25 protein-coding genes, 2 tRNA genes and 6 pseudogenes are annotated in these 21455 nt (G+C 40.5%); 23 read left to right on the top strand and 10 right to left on the bottom strand.

Going from position 1 to position 21455, the window contains the following annotated elements; genetic code table 11:
* Window positions 1-301: 301 nt before the first annotated feature.
* The gene (locus tag AF333_RS18260) at window positions 302-1069 is read left to right on the top strand and encodes a DUF1266 domain-containing protein (protein WP_043065398.1); all 768 of its coding nucleotides are present in this window, start codon (window positions 302-304) and stop codon (window positions 1067-1069) included.
* An 86-nt stretch (window positions 1070-1155) separates the two neighbouring features.
* Here AF333_RS18260 and AF333_RS35690 read toward each other — a convergent pair whose 3' ends face one another.
* Window positions 1156-1320 carry a hypothetical protein gene (locus AF333_RS35690; protein WP_235496580.1) on the bottom strand — a complete coding sequence of 55 codons (165 nt, stop codon included), beginning with the start codon at window positions 1318-1320 and terminating at the stop codon, window positions 1156-1158.
* 341 nt (window positions 1321-1661) lie between these two features.
* Complete coding sequence (locus AF333_RS35685) at window positions 1662-1859, bottom strand: hypothetical protein (RefSeq protein WP_235496577.1); 198 nt, start codon at window positions 1857-1859, stop codon at window positions 1662-1664.
* A 44-nt stretch (window positions 1860-1903) separates the two neighbouring features.
* Between AF333_RS35685 and AF333_RS18255 the strand changes: the two genes are divergently transcribed.
* Window positions 1904-3616, top strand: coding sequence for a DUF6138 family protein (locus tag AF333_RS18255; protein WP_407638653.1), 1713 nt, complete (start codon window positions 1904-1906; stop codon window positions 3614-3616).
* 293 nt (window positions 3617-3909) lie between these two features.
* Here the strand turns inward: AF333_RS18255 and AF333_RS32990 are convergent.
* A pseudogene (locus tag AF333_RS32990) lies at window positions 3910-4077 on the bottom strand (IS4 family transposase); the annotation flags it as partial.
* 149 nt (window positions 4078-4226) lie between these two features.
* Between AF333_RS32990 and AF333_RS18250 the strand changes: the two are divergent.
* From AF333_RS18250 to AF333_RS18230, 5 genes are all read left to right on the top strand, one after another.
* Entirely contained in the window at window positions 4227-5003 is a 777-nt protein-coding gene (locus tag AF333_RS18250; RefSeq protein WP_043065400.1) for an immunity 51 family protein, read from the top strand.
* Between the two features lie 84 nt (window positions 5004-5087).
* Window positions 5088-5366: a hypothetical protein gene (locus tag AF333_RS18245; RefSeq protein ID WP_043065401.1), complete on the top strand. Its 279-nt coding sequence runs from the start codon at window positions 5088-5090 to the stop codon at window positions 5364-5366.
* An 18-nt stretch (window positions 5367-5384) separates the two neighbouring features.
* Entirely contained in the window at window positions 5385-5528 is a 144-nt protein-coding gene (locus tag AF333_RS35680) for a hypothetical protein (protein WP_235496576.1), read from the top strand.
* A gap of 268 nt (window positions 5529-5796) precedes the next feature.
* Window positions 5797-6363 carry a hypothetical protein gene (locus AF333_RS18235; RefSeq protein WP_043065402.1) on the top strand — a complete coding sequence of 189 codons (567 nt, stop codon included), beginning with the start codon at window positions 5797-5799 and terminating at the stop codon, window positions 6361-6363.
* 725 nt (window positions 6364-7088) lie between these two features.
* The gene (locus AF333_RS18230; RefSeq protein WP_235356627.1) at window positions 7089-7430 is read left to right on the top strand and encodes a hypothetical protein; all 342 of its coding nucleotides are present in this window, start codon (window positions 7089-7091) and stop codon (window positions 7428-7430) included.
* A 169-nt stretch (window positions 7431-7599) separates the two neighbouring features.
* On the opposite strand, the gene AF333_RS18225 is transcribed toward AF333_RS18230, so the two are convergent.
* On the bottom strand, window positions 7600-8022 hold the full coding sequence (locus AF333_RS18225) for a DUF4259 domain-containing protein (protein ID WP_043065403.1): 423 nt from the start codon (window positions 8020-8022) through the stop codon (window positions 7600-7602).
* Window positions 8023-8106: 84 nt separating this feature from the next.
* Here AF333_RS18225 and AF333_RS18220 point away from each other — a divergent pair.
* The 6 genes and pseudogenes from AF333_RS18220 to AF333_RS18205 form a co-directional block, all read left to right on the top strand.
* A pseudogene (locus AF333_RS18220) lies at window positions 8107-8436 on the top strand (IS1595 family transposase); the annotation flags it as partial.
* A 102-nt stretch (window positions 8437-8538) separates the two neighbouring features.
* Entirely contained in the window at window positions 8539-8949 is a 411-nt protein-coding gene (locus tag AF333_RS18215) for a DUF3139 domain-containing protein (RefSeq protein WP_043065405.1), read from the top strand.
* A gap of 564 nt (window positions 8950-9513) precedes the next feature.
* On the top strand, window positions 9514-10419 hold the full coding sequence (locus tag AF333_RS18210) for a DMT family transporter (RefSeq protein WP_043065406.1): 906 nt from the start codon (window positions 9514-9516) through the stop codon (window positions 10417-10419).
* Window positions 10420-10910: 491 nt separating this feature from the next.
* Window positions 10911-11015: pseudogene (locus AF333_RS35675) on the top strand (DUF6262 family protein); the annotation flags it as partial.
* A 15-nt stretch (window positions 11016-11030) separates the two neighbouring features.
* Window positions 11031-11252 carry a hypothetical protein gene (locus AF333_RS35670; RefSeq protein WP_235496575.1) on the top strand — a complete coding sequence of 74 codons (222 nt, stop codon included), beginning with the start codon at window positions 11031-11033 and terminating at the stop codon, window positions 11250-11252.
* A gap of 11 nt (window positions 11253-11263) precedes the next feature.
* Window positions 11264-11800 carry a GrpB family protein gene (locus AF333_RS18205; protein WP_043065407.1) on the top strand — a complete coding sequence of 179 codons (537 nt, stop codon included), beginning with the start codon at window positions 11264-11266 and terminating at the stop codon, window positions 11798-11800.
* A gap of 535 nt (window positions 11801-12335) precedes the next feature.
* Here the strand turns inward: AF333_RS18205 and AF333_RS37540 are convergent.
* Both AF333_RS37540 and AF333_RS18200 read right to left on the bottom strand, forming a co-directional pair.
* Window positions 12336-12803 (bottom strand): DUF2867 domain-containing protein, encoded by a 468-nt coding sequence (locus AF333_RS37540; RefSeq protein WP_074715377.1) that lies wholly within the window; start codon window positions 12801-12803, stop codon window positions 12336-12338.
* A gap of 193 nt (window positions 12804-12996) precedes the next feature.
* Window positions 12997-13371, bottom strand: a pseudogene (locus tag AF333_RS18200) (IS630 family transposase); the annotation flags it as partial.
* A 183-nt stretch (window positions 13372-13554) separates the two neighbouring features.
* Between AF333_RS18200 and AF333_RS35665 the strand changes: the two are divergent.
* From AF333_RS35665 to AF333_RS18190, 3 genes are all read left to right on the top strand, one after another.
* Complete coding sequence (locus AF333_RS35665; RefSeq protein ID WP_235496574.1) at window positions 13555-13761, top strand: hypothetical protein; 207 nt, start codon at window positions 13555-13557, stop codon at window positions 13759-13761.
* Between the two features lie 523 nt (window positions 13762-14284).
* Window positions 14285-14361: transfer RNA gene (locus AF333_RS18195), tRNA-Asp, on the top strand.
* 13 nt (window positions 14362-14374) lie between these two features.
* Window positions 14375-14450 (top strand) — tRNA-Ala (locus tag AF333_RS18190).
* Window positions 14451-14751: 301 nt separating this feature from the next.
* Here the strand turns inward: AF333_RS18190 and AF333_RS35660 are convergent.
* The gene (locus tag AF333_RS35660) at window positions 14752-15033 is read right to left on the bottom strand and encodes a hypothetical protein (RefSeq protein WP_235496573.1); all 282 of its coding nucleotides are present in this window, start codon (window positions 15031-15033) and stop codon (window positions 14752-14754) included.
* Window positions 15034-15222: 189 nt separating this feature from the next.
* Here AF333_RS35660 and AF333_RS35655 point away from each other — a divergent pair.
* A pseudogene (locus AF333_RS35655) lies at window positions 15223-15411 on the top strand (IS4 family transposase); the annotation flags it as partial.
* A 115-nt stretch (window positions 15412-15526) separates the two neighbouring features.
* Complete coding sequence (locus tag AF333_RS18180; protein WP_043065409.1) at window positions 15527-15808, top strand: hypothetical protein; 282 nt, start codon at window positions 15527-15529, stop codon at window positions 15806-15808.
* Between the two features lie 34 nt (window positions 15809-15842).
* Here the strand turns inward: AF333_RS18180 and AF333_RS32980 are convergent.
* The 3 genes and pseudogenes from AF333_RS32980 to AF333_RS32970 all read right to left on the bottom strand — a co-directional run.
* A pseudogene (locus AF333_RS32980) lies at window positions 15843-16001 on the bottom strand (IS1595 family transposase); the annotation flags it as partial.
* Window positions 16002-16404: 403 nt separating this feature from the next.
* Window positions 16405-16605, bottom strand: coding sequence for a hypothetical protein (locus tag AF333_RS35650; RefSeq protein ID WP_235496571.1), 201 nt, complete (start codon window positions 16603-16605; stop codon window positions 16405-16407).
* 716 nt (window positions 16606-17321) lie between these two features.
* Complete coding sequence (locus AF333_RS32970; RefSeq protein WP_139189148.1) at window positions 17322-17657, bottom strand: hypothetical protein; 336 nt, start codon at window positions 17655-17657, stop codon at window positions 17322-17324.
* Window positions 17658-18443: 786 nt separating this feature from the next.
* Here AF333_RS32970 and AF333_RS18160 point away from each other — a divergent pair.
* The 5 genes from AF333_RS18160 (at window position 18444) to AF333_RS18145 (ending at window position 21379) form a co-directional block, all read left to right on the top strand.
* Complete coding sequence (locus AF333_RS18160; protein ID WP_043068576.1) at window positions 18444-18866, top strand: AMP-binding protein; 423 nt, start codon at window positions 18444-18446, stop codon at window positions 18864-18866.
* A complete protein-coding gene (locus AF333_RS33790) occupies window positions 18857-19009 on the top strand; it encodes a hypothetical protein (RefSeq protein WP_158502533.1) in 153 nt (50 codons plus the stop codon). Before AF333_RS18160 ends, AF333_RS33790 begins: the two co-directional genes overlap by 10 nt.
* A gap of 257 nt (window positions 19010-19266) precedes the next feature.
* A complete protein-coding gene (locus AF333_RS18150; RefSeq protein WP_043068578.1) occupies window positions 19267-20037 on the top strand; it encodes an enoyl-CoA hydratase/isomerase family protein in 771 nt (256 codons plus the stop codon).
* A 699-nt stretch (window positions 20038-20736) separates the two neighbouring features.
* The gene (locus tag AF333_RS36890; protein ID WP_255322326.1) at window positions 20737-20868 is read left to right on the top strand and encodes a hypothetical protein; all 132 of its coding nucleotides are present in this window, start codon (window positions 20737-20739) and stop codon (window positions 20866-20868) included.
* 22 nt (window positions 20869-20890) lie between these two features.
* Complete coding sequence (locus tag AF333_RS18145) at window positions 20891-21379, top strand: hypothetical protein (RefSeq protein WP_043068579.1); 489 nt, start codon at window positions 20891-20893, stop codon at window positions 21377-21379.
* Window positions 21380-21455: the final 76 nt, after the last annotated feature.

The raw sequence follows: 21455 nt of genomic DNA, 5'->3' as shown, positions 1-21455 counted from the left end.
GTAAATCCTATTTTTGTATGTATTTTGTATTTAAAGAAAAGAAAGGTATCTAGATGAAGGAAGGTGGTAGCTAGACAAATGTATATGAAAATAGAACGTTATCGTTTTATTTTCTACATAGTTGAGAGAGATAGGGATGTACTTAAAAATGTAGTGAGCTGATTGATTAAACGGAATGTAAGACAAAGTCAACACCACTCAAACATTCGTTCTTATTTAATTATATTATCAGAACAAGCGTTTGTAAGTGACAATGCCTTTAAACTACGCCAAATAACAACATGGAGAGGAACGTGATGGTTTGAAAACTTTTCTAATTATTGTGGGAATTATTGCGGTGATTGTGATTTTACTTATCGTGGGTTTGATTACAGCGAGCAAGCGAATTGAGAAAAAGAATAAAAAATCACGAGTAGAAATGGAGATGGCTAACCCTTTACCGAAGGAAAAACAGCATTTGCTTGCCTACGGTGCCAATCTCTCTCTTTACCGGTCTGAGTCGCCACGGATACTGCCGGTGAAGGTAGATTATGAAACCTTGAAGGAAGGCCTTTCTTCATACTGGGGCGTTAGTAATCCGGAGGAGGCTGTGCAAACGCTGGAATGGCTGCTTACGGAAGGGCATCGTGCAAAGTATGATCAGCTTCTTCTGGCGTTGAAAGCTGGCCAGTCTTTTACAGAGGAGGAAGTTGGGAAATCGCAGGAATGCTATGAATCAGCCCAAGAAGCGATGATGAAGAAGCTTTCCTTTGCGAAATCCGATTTTGACCGGGTGAACACCATTGCTGCCTGGGATTTTGACCGAGCTGTAAATATTGCAAGATGGAGCTACATACTTGGTTATATAACCGAAGAACAGGCATGGAGCTATATAGAGAGAGCTGCTGATGCCGCCAGCCATTTCTTCCAATCCTGGAAGGACTATTTTATTTCATTTGCATTTGGCCGAGCCATTGCTTACGAGGGTGACATTTACGATATCCTTTGGAATGGAAAAGAATTGCTGAATGAAGAGGACTCGATCTGGAATGAATTTAGCATTAAGCGATCCGGAACAGGAAGCCGATAATTTAGCATTGGGCAAGGTCTGAGAGAGTGTGCTGCTTGCTGCACATAAGATTCTCCAACTATAGGAGCCGTGTGGCTCCCTATTGATTATCGGAAGGGCTTGACAGCCAGGCAATAGTTAACGTTGTCGAATGCCGTTATTTTATGAGCGGGTTGACTGTCATTATAGGTCTGAAACATCTCACTTGTAATCTCAGAAGGGGGTAGATGCTGGTAGATTAGCAGATTGGCTTCTTCCAGCAATTGCTTCATCTCCGCATAGGAATTCCTGCCTACATGGGTTCACCCGCCTGAGGGGTGAGTGTAGGTTCATCAGGATAATCAAAGACAAGGCTGCTGCCGTTTGGAACCAGACGGGCAAAGGACGACAACAGTTGCTTGAATACCTGCTAATAAAAGACCCTCACCATTGCAGGTGAGGGTTTATTCATATTAATTAAACCACGTTTAACAAATTCAATCCAAGATCGGGGGGCATTCGCATCGCCATCAAGCTAGGAACGATAACTACCCTAAAAGTGAAAAAATGCGCTATTCTTTAAAGGATGGCGCATTTTTTATGACTGCTTCTATATCTTAACCGTTACTATGATTTATATGGAGCAGGCTCCTTTTTCAACATCGGATTCATGGAACGATGTTAAATCGGTAGATTTTTCCTCTGACTCCTTATATAATAGGAATATATGTTCGGTTTGAGGGAGAAGGTGGATGCGCCCTGTGGTCCAACAGAAGAAAGGCCAACAGGTCTTTTTCTTAACTCCCATCATAAAAATTGGTCGATTTATCAAATTAGATATATATAATTGAAAAATTTGAGAGAATACATGGGGGTTTGAACAATGAACGATGGGAGACGACAAATAAAGTTATGGAGAACATTCTAAGTACGATGCTAAACGAAATGAAAATGGCGATTAACAAGTGGTTTAATCACATTGGTGATAAGGATGCGGAAGCCATCGTGAAGCGCACTTCGCTGCAAGTAGGAATTCATAATTATGCCCTGCTGGAATATGCTAAGGGCAGGGTCAGTGTGAAGGATACTAAATTAGATTTTATTTCACCGAAAGTAAAGTTCAGGCATGGCGGGCCTACCGAGCTATTGTCCGAGGAACAAGTCAGGGAGCAGATTGTACCTGAACTTGCCCTATTTATGCAGCAAAAATTGAATAGCCTCCAGTTTCCGGCGTTAATTGATTATAAATTTACGTTCTTGGGCAAGTTTTGGGTACAGGAAGGCGAAGTGAACATTCCTATTCTCAAGTATGTCGATGAGACGAAAAAGAAAAAACTTCTGGAACGAATCACCTATTATATCGAAACGAAGCTCGAATCGGGAAAGCATCCTACCCAACCTTTGGAGACGTTCTTCCTCTCCAAGCATTTGCTGGATGAGGAGCTATTTCCCGATCAAAAGGCAGGGTGGATCATATCCGTCTTCGACAGGGTTCAGCAGTTGAATAAAGGAAATAAACATCAACTTGCAGAGCATCGGGCACGTATTGTTCCTGCTTTACGCCGTTGGGCGGAAAACAAGTTACTTCCCCGGTATTTTGACATTCAGGGGGAGCAGTGGTATCAAAAAAAGTATACAAAAAAAAGCGATATTCAGCTTGAAAGTACCGAGCAAGGACCGATTGAACTGCTATTATATACAGCGGTGGCAATTATTAAATATGGGCCTTCTGACTGCAGAAGCACGGGGATTGCTTGGCTGGAGCGGGCCGTCGAACTGGGAAGCGTCCGGGCCTCCCGTTTAATGAAGGAAGGTAGCGGAACCTTTGCCAAGGAAGAGGTTTATTTTCGCGATGAACGTGTGGAATGCAAGGCAAATGATATATTCGCTACGGTGGCTATTACTATTAAGCAGGAAGCCGAGGGGAGCTATGCGTGTGCGCTCCGTTTTATTTGCCGTTTATTAAAACAAGGCTTTCCTAATAGCTATCAAATCAAGCTAAAATCCAGTACTAAACAGTTTTTGCCTATCAAAGGATTAGCGAAGTCGGGTACGCATCGTTTCTTTGCCAACGCTCTGGAATATCCGAATCTGTATCCCCTGTTGGAGGAGTATGCCCGCGAGGCGATGGAAGAATTCGAATGGTATACGGATACGGAAGGAGAGAAGAGCTGCATGCCAGGCAGTTATGCCGTCTTCGGCCTTGGACTGGCGGATCGGAATCATTTCTCGCTGGTGGAAGACTATATGGCAAAGGTCGACGAGGAGCACCAGTCTGTTCAAGATTTGTTCACCGTTGCCTTCGCTAAACAGCACGGCGTGAATGCAGAGACGATGGCCACACTCATTGTATGCCTACTTTATAGCACGGACTCGATGAAGCTGAAGATCAAACCTGCTATGGAGGAAGAAGCTAATGTAAGACTGCTACTCAACAAAATTAGCGGTTTTCAGCCTTATGAAGTGGAGCATATTGTCTATATAATCTGGGGCGGAGTGGAAAAACTTAAGGCTGTCGCCGCCAAAGCCAAAGGAGAGAAATCGATATTGCTGTCAGAACTTGTACAGGCTGCAATAGACAAAAGGTAATCGCTTTGCTTTTGCACAGAAAAGGTGGAATAAAGATAGCCTGGAAACGTTTATTGCCAATCTTGTTTTGCAGATTTTATCCTGAATGGCACAGGAAGAACCGGACCGTATTCAGAAGCGATAACGCAAGGGTATCGATGTTGCTTTGCATAACGGAGTGAAGTTTGCTCGACCAAAAAAGGTATAACTGATGAGTTTATTCAGGTATACAACCAGTGGGAATCAGGTGAATAAATAACTGTAGCTATTATGGAACAAATAGGAATAAAAAAGATTACATTCTACAAGCCGTTTACAATACAGATCGCTTTGAATTCACTCATTTCTTTCTTTTTCCTCATTAGAAGAAGTCTACGCATTTGAAACACAAGAGAAGAACTAAGTAGAATAGCAATTAACTGCCCATATACATGGCATTCAAATCGCTCTATTTTTATCAGTTTGCATCGATCGATATGAAAATTTGTTGAGAGTTAGACTGATATGAAAGTGGAGCTTCGTCATGAATTCCATGGGATGGAGACCGTCGTTTCTCAGATGGAAATGGGTCGTATTTCTAGGATATAAATTGGTACAGTTCCGTATCATACTAACGAATAGAGGTAGAGTAATGGAAAAAGACTTTTTGGAACAACTGATCCTTTGGCATGAAGACGATGAATTTGAAAAAATAGTAGGTAAGATTTTGCAAATTCCCGAACAGGACAGAGATTATGATTTAGTCAGTCATTTGGCAAGAGCATTGAACAATCTGGAACGTTACGATGAAGCATTGCAACAGTTTTTGACGATCAAGAAACAAGGTGAACATGACCCACTTTGGCATTTCCGTGTAGGCTATGCCTACTACTACCTATTACAATATGAGGACGCAGTAAGAGAATTTGAAATTGCGAATAAGCTAGACCCAGAGGATGAAGGTACTCTGATGTTTTTAGAATGGAGCCGTCGCGGGGTCGACCGAAAGAACCGTCAAAAGGATTCAATGACAGTGCAGCCAAACGCAGTGACTTCTGTGAAGAATGACATTGAGGTGAATCAGCTAAGTATTGCGGAGAGAATTAAACCGTTTCAGCTAATAGAGCATGATAGTGGCAACGTGTCAATGATTTTGGATGCTGGTACTTACAAAGATGAGGTTTTTCAAACACGGGCTGACGAGGGATTTGAAGGCAACGGTTACGATTGGGGATCTTTGGCGGTTGTTTTTCTTGAAGAAAGAATGCCTCAGTTGGCTGGTATCGTACGTTTTGATCCGGAAGGTAGTATGTTCTGCGCTTATTCAGACAATAGAGAGGCGCTACAAAGTTTTGCGATCGGATTTAAAGATGCTTGCGAGGACGACGTTGGAATCAGGGATTTATTCTCCCGCGCTGAATTGGATTGATCAAAGGACAATCTGTTCACCGTATCCGGGTTTGATGCGGAAAGAGCGAGTTGAAACACAAAATGCAAAATGAGGTTGGTTGCGGTGAAACAACCTGTTTATTTGTATAAGATAGTTGAGAATCCCGATAAAATTATCGTACGTTATATGAATTTCGGCGATGTCCGGAACGGGGCGATCGCGTTCGACAAATCCACGGGAAAAGCGCACAGCCGTTTATTGATTCGCGGTTGTGTTGATGCCTTCGAAGTAGATGGGAAAGCGGAAAGACTGCTTGCCGGATTTTCACAGAAAAACTGTTGTCCGCAATCGTTTTGCAAGGACGGGCTGTATTTTTGCAGAGTCCAGGATTTGGAGGTGTAGGTTGTCTATGCATACGCGATGGACTCTTTTGCAGCCGACCCGTACCGGTCTTTGACATTCAGGGCTATGCGGAATATCGCGACATTGCGAGTAAAGAGCGGACGGAAGCCGATTTGCCGGGAGAGGTGGGTGGCTGGGCGAACATTGCTTCGTTCGCGATGACCTTCGACGAGTTCGATCCTTTCGAGGAATGCTTCGAAGCGTCATCGATGACGAACTGAACTTTCCGTAACTTTCAGAAAATAAATGTTGATCCCAGTATTCCTCAAGTTACAAATGTTTTCAAGTTGACGTTCAGAAAAATGAGGTTAAGCTATCCGATAATATCCTTTAGTTAGACCCTGTTATCATTTATTATTGTAATGCAATTCTTGTACCCAAATCTAGGTCGGTAAGACTAATGAATATTGTCTACAAGAAGGAGGCATGAATGAAACTAGCTTTTTATTTAGATACATATGGAACATGTGTAGGTCAATTGAGAGATGAACTGTTATCGTTAGAAGAAGTAGCAAAAACATGGAAGTTTCCGTATGATATTATTTTTGTATTGCGTGTTTTACCTGAAAGTTATGGTCGAAAAACATTTAGACGTTTTGATAGCAGGGATAATTCTCTAGGCTTAGACATCAGCATAATCTATGAGCAGTATCAACGGATGTCTAAAAATGAACAACGTGAGGCATTAGGTATTTATCTCTATAATTATATGTCGGAGTCTGTTGCTAAATATAAAAAGCATGCAGATAAGGAAACACAAAATCAATTTTTAGCCAGGGTAAAAAATTGGATGTTGGAAAACAATTGGCTAAATGGAAAGATAAATAAAGCACGGAAACTTCTTTCGCAAGACATGGGACTTTATGAAGTCAGCCAAGAATTGCAAATGCCATTAGAAGAAATTGAGTATATCTTTCTTCGTATGAATGATTATGAGCCAACAGACGTTCATCCTGATAACATTGTAGCAGGAAAAGCCCCGCCATATAATTTGTAAGAGGCAGGGAATACATCCATGAGCATTTCGCTCAGGCAGAGAAAATATACAAATCTCTCATATTGGAGAGGTGTTTACATGGAGCGAGCACTTTTCTTAAGCGTAGTATTTTGTTGAGGGTTGGACTAATATAACAAGCCATTTTTCTGAGTCTGCCATTTTAAATAAACCGTTTCAATACTCTTTGATATGCGGCCCTTATAGTAGAGAGGTTAAATAATAAAACCTACTGCTGTGAGGGGAGCTTTTCATGTCCAAAGAACAATATAGCGCTCGGGCTTTCAATATACCTCTTTAAGTGGCCTTCGTCCTGAATTTCATGGGATTGAGGCCGTCATTTCTCAGGTGGGAATGGGCCTGCAGGCGGCAGGAGCGACAAGCCAAAACTCGCTCGCACGTTCATTCCTCTCTCCCTGCACGCCGCATGTTCTATGAAGATTCTTTCAACTTGCATATCTTGCTCCTAAAAGCAAGATATGTCAAAAGGAAAAAATTGTGTGAATATCGAATATATGAACTAGCTCTATGATTTCGAGGAGATTATCTTTTCTGAGGCGTGGTTTAAGAAAAATGATTCGTGTACAGGAAGGTGTATTCCCGCTTTCATACGAGGATTATAATGGGTGATTTTATTTTGAAGAAGGAATATCTAGAACACGTTCTTGAGGTATTCGGGGAGATTCTCGGGCGGTATAGTTTTGTTGATACGAAGAAAGACCCCTTCTTTGAGCAAAAACAAGCACAATTTCATCATACGAATTACGCCAGGACAAAAACCGTATATAATGCTTTCACTTCCCAAAGATTTTCAAATAGATTTAGAGGATGAAAAAGGGAAGTATTATATTTATGAGGATATTCGGGAACATCAGCCGTTAACTTATGCGTTTTTTGATGAAGTAACGAACTATATGAAAAAAATCACAAAACCGCTTCGTTTTTCAGCACATGCAGCAGATGTTTTGCAAGAGCAAAAACCATCTGTTCGCATAAGCAAACATGCGGTGAATGACAGGAGTAACGCTTGGATTTTTAAGAAATATGAGCTTGTTATGAATTACAAGTAGGGCGTTTTGTAAGGCAGGTTTGTGCCGTTTATCCACTAGTCTCAGACTACTCACTGGCACCTTCTGGTTCGAGCAGAAGCAGCAGCTCCCGAATAGCGGGAGCATGCTTATCGTTACCGTTTGCAATCGACCGCTTCAAGTAGCGGCATCCGTGTATATTTTTCAATATTTATATCCGCTTCGACAAAATACGAATCACATTTTCCATATGTTTCATCCAGTCTGAATCGTCCTCTCTCAGTTCATACAGCTCGCGTTCTCCGCCTTTATTATCCAGCACCTGCTGAACCAATTGCTTCAACTCGAGCAGCTCCTCGGTTTCCCAGACAATCTCCTTCAGACCGCTTAATTCCTCGTACTTTGTCTTGCCGTTTTCGATATAGGCGCATACAATTTCAGCCAGAGCAATGGCTGTATTATCGTAAAGGTAATCCTCCTCTTCCGGATCTTCCGAGAGTAACCCGAGCTCCCTGTAATGAGTTATTAGATCCTTCAACTTGACGGATTCTCGGTCCACTACATATTTGATTAACGCCTCCAGAACATCAAGCCCTTCGTCGCTTTCCAGTGATGCTTTTCCCCACGATCCCATCGTATTTCTCACCTTTCTTTTTGTATTTCTACTATCTTAACACGAATTATAAGGGGGATTCTGTATTTTTTTACCTGTTTTCAATCAGATACATGGAGAGCTTACAAAACGTATGCTAAAGAGAAAGGTTTGGAACACTATCGCATCAGGTCTAATGATGGATCGCACATCATTAGGGGAATCTATCATATTCAGAATGTGAACAATGTTTATAATCGTTTAAAACAGTGGATTGACCGTTTCAAAGGCGTCGCCAGCAAGTATCTTGACAACAACTTGGCTTCGTTTTTATTCGTAGATAAACGAGGACATGAATCCACTAAGAAGAATATTAAAGATATGTTACTATCATCGTTCTCCTTCGAGATGAATGATACCTTTAAAAGTATTCGTCTTTCTAAATTTATAGTCTGATTAAAATGCATTCCCTTATCGGGATATAATGTAAAAAATCCGGGGTTTAAATATATGATATAATATAAAAGGTAAAAAATTACAAATATTAAGGGCTTAATAATGGATGTACAAAACAAAAAATACATTGCTTTATGTTTTTCCATAGTATGCATTGTTCTAATATCATGGTTGTATTTTTACTATATTCCTCAACGTGTTGTAGAAAGTATGGATTATCGAGGAGAAGTGGAGGAAAAAATTAAAGTTCGGGAAAACTTTTTGGAGGAGATGCAGACCAAAGAGTCATTAACCAAAGATTATTTTCTTGAGATTGTTGGAGATTATGATGTTAAAACAAATAACTATTTTGTAAAAGCAATATACAAAGATGAACCGAATGTGATTTATATTTATTACAAGAACGAAAATGGAGGCTTCTGGTTGGGACATATATTAAAGGACGGCAAACCAACTGATGAGAGTGCTAATGAATTGAAAAATAAACACCGCTTGGCAATAAAATATAGTTAAGAAAAACCACCCTTATTACGTAAGGTGGTTTTTCTCAGGGTGTGGAGAAAGTAATTCGATATCATATTTATACATTAATATTAATTGTTATAAATTTACTCTTTAAACCGTCAAGAAACTGACGGTTTTATTTATGTCAATTTAGTTGTTCCGTTAACGGGCAGCGTTCCTGTAATAAAGAAAATCTAGGTTTGATAGAAAAGGAGCCCTCCTGGTAATATACGAGGTGTACGAAGCTGCAGCGTAAGGACCCTTAATTGATAACCAAGGAGGACTCCCTATGAATGATAACCAAAATAAAAAGATTGCTAAATCCAAGCACATCGCACGTGCACAAAATTATTGATTAAAACCTGTGTTTAGTTAATAAATGTAGTTTAAAATTGTAGACCTGATAAAGCTATTTTGTTGTAAAATAAAATACAGGTTTGAAAGGAGTTGAAAGCTGATGATGTATTCACCACTTTTTGAAAATGATGTGCCTGTAATTATTCTCCCTTAACGGAAGAATAATTACATCTCCGTTAAGGACATAAATAATTGTCTATAAAACGGAGGGCAAAAATGAAAAATACCTTACTGGGTTCTTTATATTTATCACTCGCCGCCAGTATTTGGGGCGGAATGTATGTTGTCGTTAAAGTCGTGGTCGACATTGTACCACCGCTTGAATTAGTATGGCTTCGCTATGTAATTGCTCTTTTAGCATTACTAATTATCGGAGCCATAACAAAACAATCATGGCGTGTCGCGAAACGTGACTGGCTATTAATCGTTTTGATTGGGCTAATTGGGAATACGATTTCCATCGTAACCCAAGAGGTCGGAACTATGCTTTCAACTGCACAAATGGGAGCCATTATTACATCAACGACACCTGCATTTATGGTCCTGTTTGCACGTATTATTCTTAAAGAAAAAATTACCGCAAAAAAAGCAATTTCTATTGTTTTAGCAACAATTGGTGTTTGTGTTATTGTTGGAAATGCTCAAATCGAAACCTCAAATCAGCTAGGTGGCGTATCACTGATTATCGCAGCACTAACATGGTCACTTATGTCTGTTCTTGTAAAGCGTGTACCAGGACAATATTCGCAAATTGTCGTAACAAGCTATAGTATCCTTGTAGCCGTTGCCTTTCTAACACCTTTTACGCTTAGGGGATTAACTAAGATTGATTTTCAAGCGATAATGCAGCCTTCTATTTGGGGAGGTCTGCTATACTTGGGGGTTATTTCTACAGCGTGTGGCTTTTTGTTGTGGAATCGAGGCTTGCAAAAGCTTAACGCTTCCAGTGGCGGATTATTTTTCTTTTTCCAGCCGATAGTTGGTACTTTTTTAGGTTGGTTATTACTAGGCGAACAGATTGGTTTGTCTTTTTGGATGGGTACAACATTAATTTTTATTGGAGTACTATTAGTCATTCGCGAGGATAAACCTCAGGAAGAAACCAGAAGCATGTTAAACTAGCAAATTTGTGATTTTTTAGGTTAATAGAGGTAGTCAGGAAATTTTATTATGCCTGATTACCTCTTTAATTTAAAAGTACAAAGACGATTAGCAAATAAAAGCTCCCGAAAAAATGAATGAAATAGCTAAGCTGTTTGGAGCGAAAACCAGAAATCAGTTTCAAGAGGATATGGCTGGGCATCCTTGGCTACATTATTAATCGGTCTTAGACTGTGAAAATTAAGTTATAGACTGAGCAAATAATGATGCGAATCATTACCTTAATAGGCAGGATAGCGGGGCAAATCGGGATACAATATTTTTGGACAGTTACTAAAAATGGGGTGTATTAATGGCACTGTGTAACAAGATTGAAGTCGTACCAATGAAAAGCGAGTACTGTCATTCTGAACATCACACCATCAGGATAGATGGTACCCCGTTGGACTTATTGCTTCATAGTCACTACCCTTGAACGTTGAAAAAAAGGAATTTGAAAACGGCATTGACAGCGTAAGCAGCAATCGCAAGTTCTGACACCGAAACAGGTGAAACGTGAGATGAATGACAATAACAAAGATGCCATTATTGCTTCATTAAAACGTAAAATTAAGAAATGATATACATCTGACTTGATAAATCGACAAATTCTTGTGGTGAAAGGTAAGAAAAGAATGAAAAAATCAGAGATTGGAAAAAGACACACTGGCCTTTCTTCTGCTGGAGCGCAGGGCGTATCCACCCTCTCTTTTTCTCCATCCCTCCTCCTTCCATCCACGCTACCCTGTCAAAATATTAAGTGTAACTTATATAGAGGGGTAGTAATGAAAGGTATTTTTCTATATAACTTTTAAAGGGTGATAATGTGAGTCAAATAATCAAGATTGAGAATTATAATCCTAAATGGGAAAGTGAATTCTGTAAACTACAAGCCGTTATTGAGACTGCAATGGAGCAATTAATTTTGTCTATTGAACATGTTGGAAGTACCTCTGTCAAAGGACTTGGAGCTAAACTAATTTTAGATATAGATGTAGTGATAGAAGATTATAATGTTCTACCTAACGTAATAAAAGGTCTTGAAAAGATAGGCTATTTCCATCAAGAAAATTGGAGTTTTGAAGGTCGAGAAGCCTTTGGAAGAAAGGATATACTTGTTCCATGGGATGGGAAAAGTACCATTTGGATGGAACATCATTTATACGTATGTAACAAAGACAGTAAAGAATTAGCGAGACATTTAGCATTTCGTGATTATCTTCGTGACCATCCAGAGGCTATTATTGAATATGAACAGTTAAAAAAAGATTTGGCAAAAAACGCAAAAGATCGAACGGATTACAGCTTAGGTAAAACTAATTTTATAACCAAAATATTGGAAAAAGCCATGAAGTCTTATTAAAGTAACAGGGACGTTAGTACAATAAAGAAAATTCAAAGGACGGTATATTGTATATGACTAATATGTACCGTCCTTTATTTTTAGAAGTTTTTTTAAATTTAGGTCTTGATAATAAATTAAATAAAGTTGTTTAAAAAACAATAAAGTCCTTTAATTAAATCATTGAACTAAAGGGCAAGAAATAGGAGAAAACGCGAGATCGTACTTTTGTTTTCTAAACCTTATTTTCGCGTTATTTCCTAAACGAAAAATCGCTAAATACGGCCGAATTTGAGCGTATTCAGCGATTGACATGAAAAATAACTTCCTAAAATGTACTTTATGTCAACAAAAGGTAAAAAATTATAAAGAAGAAAAATAAAAAACCGATTCTCCTTTTTTACTTGTGAGAATCGGTTTGTGGATCGCTTTGATTAAATTGACGGAATGAATTCATTATAACCATCCTTATTTTTTGTTGGCTTTCATTATTTGGTACTCTGGATATGCTTTTTGGTGTAATACTACTACATCAGTGAATATGTTAATTCTCCAACTAGTGGGAGCTATTTGTGTTTATTTTAATATTACACACCATATTCTTCAACATTGCGGGTACTATTGCTTTGTGAACTCTTCTTACAACAACAAAATAAAGTCTTCCTAACCAATTATTAAAATATACTACAGTTGATACGGTTACATATTTTAATCCATCTACTTCGTCTAATAAAATGGATACACGAAAGTTCAAATGACGATCATCTTCTCCTAGCAATATCTCATGAGATGCACGATTGATTACACGAAATAGTCCTATACTACTTCCCTGCTTTAATATTATATTTTGTATTTTAGACCGACTAGATGTCTTTAACCCAATAAGACTGACTAATCGGTCGCGTATCTTCATTAAGTAAGTAACCCAAGTAGGAACAGAAGTTAAAAACAATTTTGTTATAGACCCCACTTCACAAGTTGACTCACCTGGTAGTATAGCCTTATATGAATCTGAATAATGGATACAAGAAAAGGCTTGGTCTGCTAAGGAATTTTTAGGAACTGATGTCTCTTCAATAATATGTTTTTTCGTAATTTCACTACTTTGGAACTTTTAACCACAATATGTTAAATATACTTTTTTATGTGAAGGTTTAGTGCTCTTTATTTTAACACGAAATTTTGAAACAACTTTAATGTAACTATATAAATCGCGATTAAGAATTCGACAAATGAACGTTTGCAATACGTGACAATACCCTTTCCATGTTTTCTTCTACGTAATGAGTAAAATCATCAACGGTTTGTGCGATCGAAGCTTGTGTAGGATGAAAACGGCTGGCGATGACGACTTCCTTTAGCCCTTTCCACATGCGCTCGACTGGATTCAAATTGGGCGAGTAAGGCGGCAGATAGATACAGAAAAGTCGCTCCCGGTTTGTTTCAAAAAAAGGCTGCAGCTCTTTTACTTTGTGGATACGGGCATTGTCCATGACAAGGATGACGCGTTTGCCTTCGTATCGTTCGAGAATCGTCATCAAAAAACGCTGGAAATCGGCGGTTTTACACTGCGAAGCAGGCTGGCAGAAAAAATCACCCGTATGACGTTAACCATGCCGAATAAGCCCACATAGGCATGGTGACCCTACGTAGGGGTGTCTCACTGCTTGCCTCGTTCGTTCCAGGTGGTATGAAGTACTTGATAGGCACGATTTCCGAGTTCTCCACCCTAAAGCTGCATATATACAATTTGAAACAATGATGGTTTGTGGCATGTGCAAATTCGAAATGGAAACAAGGAAAGCAGAATGACAGAAATACGAAAGTATATTATACAGATCGATGAAAACGGAAGGATTCGACTGCCTAAAGAGATAGTAAAGAACATACACAGTGGTTTACTGGATTTTGAGATAAGCGAAGATAAGCTCTTGGTAAAAGAGCCGGAACCTAACTATATATTTATTTGGGATAAAGAATAAAAGATGTAGTACCAACAAAAAGCGAAAAACAAAGATTGTATACCAAGCAAAAACACACTTTTCCTACCTAGCAATATTTGCCTAACACTTGTCCCTCTCCATTTACATAATGTAATAGCATCTATTAATGAAATGGAGGGGAAATTCATGGGTTTTTTCAAAGGTAATGAGGCGATCGGTGTAATTCTGGTTCTCTTTATCCTCCTTGTCATTATCGCGTGTGCTTGTGATAACGGTTGTTAAACCATCTATAAAACCAAGTAATCGACCGTAAATAAAATGCCGTTCCTGTCCGGGAACGGCTACTTTAGTTTACAAAATGCCTATTATTGGACGTTATACTCTAAATTGTACGTATCACATAGGTAATTTGCCGTTTCCGATATAACAAAGAGTCATAGAATAATGTATGTAGATCCTTGGCTGCCTTTAGAATATACACCCAAAGACCTCTTCTGAGTGAACAGAAAAGGTCGCAGGTTCAAGTTCGGTCCCCACAACCATATCATTTATTTTTTAACACGGAGCCGTGGTGAAGTTGGAGTTCACGCTGGACTGTCACTCCGGAGGTCGCGGGTTCGAGTCCCGTCGGCTCCGCCATTTAAAACAATATGGGGGTATAGCTCAGTTGGGAGAGCGGCTGCCTTGCAAGCAGGAGGTCAACGGTTCGATCCTGCTTACCTCCACCATATCTCCATAAAACATAAACATGCCGATTGGCATCTGCAACGGTCGGCGCTAAGACGAGGAAAGTGTACCAGGTGGCTGGAGTACCTAACAAGATGAAGAAATCGTCAACGAAGGAGCAAGCAGATTGGGAAGACTATAAATTTAGCAGCAAGGGCAAGGACACTATTGTAGCTAAGTTTACTAATGACGGTTAATTGTACAAATTGTCTTTGAATACGGATGTTATGAAGTGGAATTAATATCCTGATTGAGAACGGCATGTCATGGATAGTACGGATGAATTAGATTTGATGAAAAAGGTTAGAGCAGGAGATATGAAGACGTTCCAGGAGCTGGTCTGTCCGCACGAACAAACAACGGGCCTTCAGTACGGCGCTGACGATTCTGGGTTCGTGGCCGTTGGCCGAGAAAGCGGTGCGGTGCATATTCATCGAAACATATCGGACGATCAAGCGAAAGGACATCTGTCCATTTCGCACTTGGCTGGATGACAGAATTGCCCGCTCCACCTTGGACGCTACCGGTAAGCAGTTGCAGCAGAGGATGCTGACTGACACTGAAGGAATACCGAACATTGTCCACTCCCCACATGAATAGATTCGCACGATCATGTTGTAGGTCCCAACCTTAGCACTGCTCAGGTTCGGGGCTTTTTCCAATGTATTCCATAATTTGAAAGCAAAGATTGACAAACAAAAAATATATGCTATATGGCGATATGACGATACCCCACCACCATCAAGTTAAGAACGTTATTCCTAAAGAGAAAGTGTAAGAAGAAAACGAAAGTACTGGGTCCGCCATTTTCTTCCTCCGCATGTATGATTAAATCAAAAAGCAGCTACAATTTCCCTTACTCAACTTTGTAGTCAATTCGAGGCTGCAACAGGAATCGCACTGAGCCCGGAAGGACTTAATCAACAATTTAATACTGCTTCTGTCGATTTCTTTCGAACCGTATTAATGATGTATCGTATACAAATAGTCTATTTTCTATTGACAACAGAATTGATGAAATCTTTTGTCATTTTAAACGTATTTCTTTACAGATACTTTATGAGAGGAATGGATATCATTGGGAATTATACTGGATTTGTTGAACCTTGCTGTTTATATACCTTTTCTAAAGGTTGATGAAGAAGATATAGGTAGAAATCTAAAGCATTTAAAAAAATATCAATGGTTCCAAAGCTATCTTAATGATGAAAAGTACAGAGAACTAATCATTTACAATAAAGATGTCCGTCAAGCTATCGGGAAATTCAAAAGCAATAAACTTGAGAAGGATTCCTATAACATTAAGTGCCAAAAAAGATTACACAAAGTGTTACTTAAAAAGTTAAATAATGTTACCTAATAGGAATAAAGCAACCTCTAATTTGAGGTCTTTTTTATGTACTTCTAAACATTTCAACCGTTGCATAGTTGGATTTCTAACACGCTGAAATACATTTGTTCCACTCGTTTATCGAATGCTAAGTCTTTGCCTATATCAAGCCAATGAAGCCAATAAAGGTGTAGTTGTCTAAGTATTTAGTTGCTACACTTCTTTATCCCCCTAGAGAAGTTGGGCACGATGAGTGTGTTTTGATTACACTTAGAGTGACAGAGGGGGAAGCTCTTTTGCAGGAAAACGATCAGCTCAAACGGTTACTTGGCGAGCAGGCATTAGAAATCGCTATTTTACGTGATTTGATAAAAAAGAAAAACCCTCACTTGCTGAAAAACTTGAAGTAGTCCAACGCTATATCCAGCAAGGCTATCCGAAACGATTGGTCTTGCGTTTTGCCCGTATTCCACGCTCAACCTACTACTATCATAAGAAACAGGAAGGGCAGCAAGTGGAATCAGTAAAAAGTGAGGGACGTGCCATACTAGGCTACTCTCTAAAGCAGGACGAATAGAAACTAAAGAGTTACCAATTCCATATTGGGTTGATGATGAAGATGCGATTTATAATTTAACTCCATTAATTATTCGGAAAGAATTTATGATGGTAGCGTGGTTGGAAGTAGGAGAGATGGGGAAAGAAGAGGGTGAATATGCCCTGCGCCCCGGCAGAAAAAAGGCGAACGTGTCTTTTTCCAACCGCTCCCGCCCACCGCCCTTCCTTCTTTTCTTATCTCTCACCACAAGAATTTGTCGATGTATCAAATCAGATGTATATAGATATCAAGGGGGAGATTACGAAATCATTCAAGGAACAATTTCACTTAATAATTTTATTAAACATCTAAAGAATAATAAAATTTTATTTAATGTGTGCTATGTTATTACTAACCAATAATTGAAAGAATAAACTTCCAAAAACCTTGATTGGCTACTTGAACTATAAGCCGAATAATGGACACTTCTAAAAAAAAGTCTGTTGTTCGGGCCTTTTTATGGAGATTACTTCGTGTAAAATCGCAATCCTCAAATCGCTCGCTAATCCTGGCATTATTCAAGGTTACCTCTCGAAACGAACAATGGCTGAATTGATGTGACACATATCTCCCATCCAGCTTCATTCCATCAAAGTAACAATTGTGATTAATTTTATATGCGATCCTATTCTTTCACAACTTTGTTTATCTATCATCCAAAATGTCAAGGGGAAAATAGAGTCCTGTACTGAAAAATAAAGATGTATACTTGGTATTTCTGTCTGAAATATTCATATTCAATGAGCATTTCAGATATACGTTTTCGTTTTTGCCAGATATCATTCTCACTTCTATTAAGCTGTTGTTCTATATAAATTACACTTGATATTTTGACAGGGTAGCGTGGTTGGAAGGAGGCGATTCAGAAAAAGATGGTATAAGAACAGATAATATAAGGCTCTCCTCTTAAGATTATCTATAAGTACGAAATATAATTCATATAAATTAATTTTTAATTTTATTTTTAATCAAAATATCACACCTGTTGATTATCCATCTATGGATACCAAGGGTGTTGATTGCTCCGAAAGGAAAAGACCACCACAACGGGACACAAACAAGGCCTTTCGTCTCTCTTCCCGAGCGGTTGCCCCGGCCAGGTGAAAGAGGAGCGCAACTGTCTCCTTCTTCGCGTCTACCCAGATGTTTTGCGGTCCCGCCTGGCCAGGGCAAAAAGCGGCCCTCTACGCTTCCGTGCGGGAGACGAACCGCCGCCCGTTTGGGGCACGGTGTGGTGACGATCCAATCTGGATCGTACTGGATAATCAACACCCTTGTCAAAATATATTATTTTCCTATATTTTAATACCATTTTGTATATTTTATGGGGTAATAGAATCGCTGATTATTTGATATATAAAGTAAAAATGGTATTTTTTCCTATAAACAATGTGAAATTGTATTTATGTATGTGTATTTATAAAAGAAATTAATTTACAAGAAAATATTGGGGATTAATTTACAGTTTATGTTAATATGTAAACGTCTGATAAACAATTCCAAAATATGAAAGGGTGACTAACATGGTTATGAGAAATAAAATAATCAAACTTTTTTATAAAGCTACATTTACAAACATGCTCAAACATCGATAAAAGTATTTACTCTCCGAATATTTTAAAAGTTGTTTTCTTGAATTTTAGAACGCATAAAAGAGGTGATCAACAAGAGGGGAACCATCAGCCGAAAATACTGAACCCCCAGGTTTTCGTAATCTCTGATAGGAAGCTAGGGAAGAAGCGGCAGTATGAGCATACTGGGGGAAGGAATCACCGTCATCGAAGAAGAGATCGTTCGGGATTGTGGGGATAAGCTCCCAGACTCTCACCTTCCGTGGTACATGAAATTTTTTAGAAATTTTCCAGTAACGCCTTTGGGAAAGGCACAGAAACCCAAAATGCACGAGATGTCGATCAAGAAATGGAGGTTAGAGTAGAAATTGAGATTTCACTGGCGAATCGTAAAGGACACTGAGAAATCATTTCAGCGACATGTAATGCCCCTGGCTTCGGATTGGCCGGGACAGACCTGGCATCCATACTTCCAAAGGTTGAGGAAGATAGTGGGATGACATTTCTTCATCAGGCATGTCTGCAGCGTGACCGCAGAGAGAACGTCGCATTGCACCTGCTTGGTGAGTCCACGACTCTGAGTTATGGAGCGTTGGATGCCACCAGCCTGACTCTTGCCCTACATCTGCAGGCGATAGGGGTAGGCAAGGGGGCTCGCATCGCAGTACTTTCCGGCCTTTCCGCAGAGTTCGTCGTGGCACTGCTTGCCGTTTCCCGCTGTGGTGCGGCTTTTTCTCCGATCGATACCAGCTTGCGAGGTAGTTCCCTCTCCTCGCTGTTGGAGCGCCTGCGACCAGACGCAGTGATCACCACGGAAGCAAATGTCCAGCGCGCCGTCAATGTCTTGGGGGAGCGTTTTTCCATGTTCGTGTTTTCAGGTCGGAGTTTCTACGCTCAGGAAGCGGCGTTGTGGGGATAATGGCGGCAAGGAGCGGAACGCATGCAATGGAGGCTACCGTTCACCCTTACCGATCGGATGTTTGCATCGACCATGCCGCTGGAAAGTATGCCGGACGACGATTTGCTACTAATGCCTACCTCCGGCAGTACCGGACAGCATAAATTCGTCCGTCTCAGTCATCGTGCTCTCCTTTTTAATACCCGCGCCCATGTCGCCAGTTTCGGCATTGTCGGATCGTTTAAGGCGCTACAGATCCTCGAGGTTAGCTATAGCTATGGGCTGATCGCCTCGGCGTCTTCCGTGGACATTGCAGTATGAACGGCAAGACCGTCGCCCACGCCAGCCTGGCCATCGCCAAGGCCAAGCTGGACAAATACGTTGATATCCCCTGGTAGGGGAAGTCAGGAGGTACATCCTTATGAACAATGTTATTTATGAAAAACGCGATGGCGTGGCCTATGTCACCCTTAACCGCCCCGAGGCGATGAATGCCATTGACGAGGCCACCAACGCGGAACTGGAGGAAGTGTGGCGGGATTTCGACGCCGACGATGCCGTAGATGTAGCCATTCTCACCGGCAGCGGGAGGGCTTTTTGCGCCGGCGCCGATCTGAAGACCTTTATCCCCAAATGGGAGAGGGCCAACATGCTGGATGTTCGCAAGAATTTCCCCCATGGCCTCGGCGGTGGACTGACTCGTGGGCAGCACCGTATCTACAAGCCCATCATTGCCGCGATCAACGGCCATGCCGTCGGCGCCGGCCTGGAAATCGCTCTGGCTTGTGATATCCGCATCGCTTCCGAAAAGGCCAAATTCGGTGTCTTCGAGGTACGCCATGGCCTGCACCAAGGCGATGGCGGACTGGTCCGCCTGGTGGCGGTGGCCGGGATTGGCGTAGCCCTTGATCTCACCCTGACAGGGCGGGAGGTTTCGGCCCAGGAGGCGCTCGCGCTAAGACTGGTCACCCGCATCGTGCCGTCGGAAGAACTGATGCAGGCCGCCGAGGAAACGGCGCACATGATACGGCGCAACAGCCGTAATGCCGTTCGATCTGCCAAGGAGACCATCCTTGAACTGATCGGACGCCCACTGGACGACGGACTGAGGCTGGAGACGCTATACGGCTATTCGAGTCTAGGGGATTTTGCCGATGCCCGTGCGAGGCTCGCCCAGTTTGTAAAGAAATAGCCCTGTACTAACAAAACTGACACCAGATGCAAAGGTAGTGTCCATATTTTTTGTCGTGGGAACGTTTATAAAAACTTATGATGATTGTATTGATGTACAAAAACCTGGTGACTCCTTAGAGTAGGAAACATCAGGTTTTTTCTCGTATGTATCCGCTTAAGAGTAAACGTCTTAAACTTGTGGAAAATTTACATTGGACCTGTATATGGTGAAAGTTTTGCCGATAGGGTAAACCCATACAATGGTGATTACAATTATCAAGGATATGAGCGAAATCATCCATGTTAGTATACTAACATATAGCAATACAGCAACCTAACTTTAAAGGGATAGAGGGAGTATCCGTCTATTTTGGAATTGTGTATACAGAAAAAGGTAGCGCCACACTACCATCCAGTTCAGAATGCCTAATAATATATTTTATGTAAAAAAGGACATGATTAGATGGTATGTGAATCATGTCCTTTTTAGAATTTTAATTTATCCGATAAAAACCAATCTTTGAGCAGTTGCCTCAGTTCATTAGCCTGCTGGGTTCGCAAGCATTGGAGCCGTTTAGGGCGTAGTCGACTTCGCTTCCGGCTGGTTTGCCGCCTTTTGTCTTAAATCATCATAGATGAATTCCGCTCCCACCGCTAGGTTGGGCTATCGATGAGTTTCCTATTCCAGAGCATGGAAACTTAGATGGTGTTATTACAGATGGAAAAATTGTCGATATCGGTTGTAGAGAAGCATTTCGTATCCCAGGTAGAAGTCGGAGAAAGAGGTGAAAATGGATATTGTTGGGGTTCAGTCGAGATGCGTGTAAAATTATATTATAAGCATGAGTAGAAATAAAATAAGGGGTACAGAAATGAAATTTGATAAAGAAATGAGAGAACGGCTACAGGCCCTATTATCGACGGTGAGAGAAGCAATTCAAACAGAAGAAATTACTGCTGAATGCTCCTACTTCTTAGAACGAATGGCACGACATAAGTTACCAAATTGGATGGAAGAAAAGAGATATATAGTGATAAAAGAATGTGAATCTCCAGTCAGAATAAGCAAAATAAACGCAGAACAAGGGATTCTTACCTGCGAAGAACCATGGGGAAAATCATTTGAGATTCGAATCGAAGAAGTCGAGCGCTGGGTACCACAAGAAGATGAATGTATTTACTTTTATTTTAGTGGACCAGTAGTACCATGTAGATTTTTAGGTGTAGATAAGAGTGAACTGGTATATTACGACATTCAGGATGAAACAAAAGAAGAGAATCCAGAGTTGTGTACAACATCGCTTAAATGGATAGTGCCGGAATCCTGGAAATATAGAGAGGATTGTTTTAGATACGTCTGACCAAACATTGGAGGACACTACTTTTGTTAAGCTCAAGCGGGGTTATATACCTTGCTACAGGCTTATTAAAGGCGGT

This window comes from Aneurinibacillus migulanus (assembly GCF_001274715.1).
GTDB classification, from domain to species: Bacteria; Bacillota; Bacilli; order Aneurinibacillales; family Aneurinibacillaceae; genus Aneurinibacillus; species Aneurinibacillus migulanus.
This window is presented reverse-complemented; position numbering and strand designations above follow the sequence as displayed.

Excerpts from the sequence above, each read along its gene's own strand:
- AF333_RS35690 (WP_235496580.1), bottom strand. The coding sequence starts at position 1,320 with ATGAAGCAATTGCTGGAAGAAGCCAATCTGCTAATCTACCAGCATCTA.
- AF333_RS18250 (WP_043065400.1), top strand. The coding sequence starts at position 4,227 with ATGGAAAAAGACTTTTTGGAACAACTGATCCTTTGGCATGAAGACGAT.
- AF333_RS35680 (WP_235496576.1), top strand. The coding sequence starts at position 5,385 with ATGGACTCTTTTGCAGCCGACCCGTACCGGTCTTTGACATTCAGGGCT.
- AF333_RS18235 (WP_043065402.1), top strand. The coding sequence starts at position 5,797 with ATGAAACTAGCTTTTTATTTAGATACATATGGAACATGTGTAGGTCAA.
- AF333_RS18225 (WP_043065403.1), bottom strand. The coding sequence starts at position 8,022 with ATGGGATCGTGGGGAAAAGCATCACTGGAAAGCGACGAAGGGCTTGAT.
- AF333_RS18215 (WP_043065405.1), top strand. The coding sequence starts at position 8,539 with ATGGATGTACAAAACAAAAAATACATTGCTTTATGTTTTTCCATAGTA.
- AF333_RS18210 (WP_043065406.1), top strand. The coding sequence starts at position 9,514 with ATGAAAAATACCTTACTGGGTTCTTTATATTTATCACTCGCCGCCAGT.
- AF333_RS18160 (WP_043068576.1), top strand. The coding sequence starts at position 18,444 with ATGACATTTCTTCATCAGGCATGTCTGCAGCGTGACCGCAGAGAGAAC.
- AF333_RS18150 (WP_043068578.1), top strand. The coding sequence starts at position 19,267 with ATGAACAATGTTATTTATGAAAAACGCGATGGCGTGGCCTATGTCACC.
- AF333_RS36890 (WP_255322326.1), top strand. The coding sequence starts at position 20,737 with ATGGAAAAATTGTCGATATCGGTTGTAGAGAAGCATTTCGTATCCCAG.
- AF333_RS18145 (WP_043068579.1), top strand. The coding sequence starts at position 20,891 with ATGAAATTTGATAAAGAAATGAGAGAACGGCTACAGGCCCTATTATCG.